The organism is Alkalibacterium sp. m-11 (genome assembly GCF_054658155.1).
In genome coordinates this window covers 1-2,747 of record NZ_BAAGIR010000201.1, presented here as the reverse complement: position 1 = coordinate 2,747, position 2,747 = coordinate 1, and the positions used below count along the sequence as shown (strand labels likewise).

The window sequence follows — 2,747 nt, the reverse complement described above, 5'->3', positions numbered from 1 at the left end:
TCTGATATAATTTGATTCATAAGAAGACCTCTTTCTCTAGCGTTGTCGTTATCTCTAGATTAAGGGTCTTCTTTCTTTTTGTCTAGGTCGAATTTCCCCTCTTCCGACATTAATTTTACACATAGGAATATGGAATTTTTGACATTCAATAACACATGACAATCTGGCCAGGCCAGATTTTACATCATTGAAACACTCTCAGTATAGTTCAGCGCCCAACGAGTCTTCTGAACTCTATTCTAGTGCTCTCAGAATGTAGTTCGGGCCATCCTGATCGTGCTAAACTCAATCGGCCAGCCGTCCGATGTAGTTCAGACTACTTTCTTCCGCACGAACTAGACTCTACCTGCATCATAATGAAGTTCATACACAAAATCCGTGCTGAACTTCACTAGCTACTGTTGATCAAACCTAAAAGCTTAAACTGACAATCTGGCCAGGCCAGATTTTACATCATTGAAACACTCTCAGTATAGTTCAGCGCCCAACGAGTCTTCTGAACTCTATTCTAGTGCTCTCAGAATGTAGTTCAGGCCAACATACTCGTGCTAAACTCAATCGGCCAGCCGTCCGGTGTAGTTCAGACCACTTTCTTCTGCACGAACTAGACTTTATCTGCATCATAATGAAGTTCATACACAAAATCCGTGCTGAACTTCACTAGCTACTGTTGATCAAACCTAAAAGCTTAAACTGACAATCTGGCCAGGCCAGATTTTACTTCATTGAAACACTCCCAGTATAGTTCAGCGCACAACGAGTCTTCTGAACTCCATTTTTGTGCTCTCAGAATGTAGTTCAGGCCATCCTGATCGTGTTAAACTCAATCGGCCAGCCATCCGGTGTAGTTCAGACTACTTTCTTCCGCACGAACTAGACTCTACCTGCATCATAATGAAGTTCATACACAAAATCCGTGCTGAACTTCACTAGCTACTGTTGATCAAACCTAAAAGCTTAAACTGACAATCTGGCCAGGCCAGATTTTACATCATTGAAACACTCCCAGTATAGTTCAGCGCCCAACGAGCTTTCTGTACTCCATTTTTGTGCTCTCAGAATGTAGTTCGGGCCATCCTGATCGTGCTAAACTCAACCGGCCAGCCGTCCGATGTAGTTCAGACCACTTTCTTCCGCACGAACTAGACTCTACCTGCATCATAATGAAGTTCATTACACCAAAAGATACAGAAATCAAGCCACGCCCAAAACAGACAAAAACTCCCAGCTGATTCCGATAATTCCAGCTGGGAGTTAATTACTTTTCTATTCTACTAGGCCAACATCACTCGGAAGGCGGTTGATGACAGTGTCCAGATGGAAATTGCCATCTCCCAGTTCTTCTTCAAATTCTTCCAGTACATCAATGTCGTTGAAGTGCCACCACTCTGAAGCGATCGGTATCAGATCAGCTTCAAACATGTAGGCTTCCAGTCGTATAGCCTCTTCGTTGACATGATTCATATACGGAATGTCCTGCCAGCCGACCCGGTCTCTGGCAGCAATTGGTCGCTCCAGCTTAGCTGATGCCGTACTTAATTCAAATATTGGAGAATACATTTCGTATATGGCATATTCGGTCACTTGCGGAACAATATAATGATCAATGATCCGTTCCTCTAGCGACTCCACTCGAGCCAGGGTCAGATCTACTGCCAGACCTCTTTGGTGATTGGATACCCCTTCGTTGATGAACCAGTTCATTGTCCATGGCGCTTCAGTTAGACCGTGCATGACTTCCTCGTTCTGCTCAGCCAGTTCCGATAATTGTTCGTTGACCAGAACTTGGGCTGTGCTTGGTCTGAATGCTTCCATGATGACAAGCGTTTCGTTATTTTCTAAAGCAGCCTGCTGAGCCTCAGCAATTTTATGAGCTGTACTGTAGATAATCGGCATGATGAACTCTTCCCTATCCAGGCGCTCATTCATTCCATACCCCTCATATAGTACTTCTCCTGTAATTCCGGGTATATCGGTGTATGAAGAACGGAAAATCGACCCGTAGGTATTCGGATTATCGTAGATGGCTGAAGGAAGCACATCCGGCAAGTTAATGAACGCCAGCTGATTAGACAGCCAGCCTTCCTGATCTTCAGTTTGTACGTGCCACCAGTTACCTTGCTCCTCAATAATATAAAACGGCGTGCCCGCAGGTAAAATTGTCAAGGATTCGGCATCTTCTGAGGCCGTTTCGCGCAAGTGGGTATTTACTGAAGTGAACCCACCCGCTCCTGTCACAGGAAGGTCAAACATGCTTTCCTCATAACGCGTGACAACCTGTTCTTCGGGTTCTTCCCCTGCCGGTTCTTCTTGGTCTGTATCTTCCGGTTCTTCATCAGTATCCGGTTCAGCCGGCTGTTCCTGTTCCTGCTCTGCCCCTTCATCCGGATCGGGGAATCCAGGTGAGGTTCTGTTCCAGAGGACAGCGATCACGCTTACCAGAATTATGAGCCCTACCAGCAGTGAGACTACAAGTGGTTTGTTTCTATTCATAAAGATAACTCCTTTGTATGTAAAGCGTAACGGTTACGTTTTTTTAGCATACCCTAAGTTTATTTTGTAGTCAATCGTATAATGTAAAACTAGACAATTATGTCACGCATTTGATTCTAGATACTTTTTACTCAAGTTTCGCACCCTAATAAATGCTTCACAATCCTATCGGATTAACCCTCACCAAAGAAATTACGCAGCAATTTGTTCTTGGTTTGACTGATTTCCAATCAAAATTTCTTTGAATGCCGCCG

1 protein-coding gene is annotated in these 2,747 nt (G+C 44.3%); it reads right to left on the bottom strand.

Annotated features, from left to right (window positions below):
• Positions 1 to 1,266 precede the first annotated feature (1,266 nt).
• Positions 1,267 to 2,493, bottom strand: a complete 1,227-nt coding sequence (locus ACYQ2O_RS11590) for an SH3 domain-containing protein (RefSeq protein WP_346024992.1) — start codon at positions 2,491 to 2,493, stop codon at positions 1,267 to 1,269.
• Between the last annotated feature and the right edge of the window lie 254 nt (positions 2,494 to 2,747).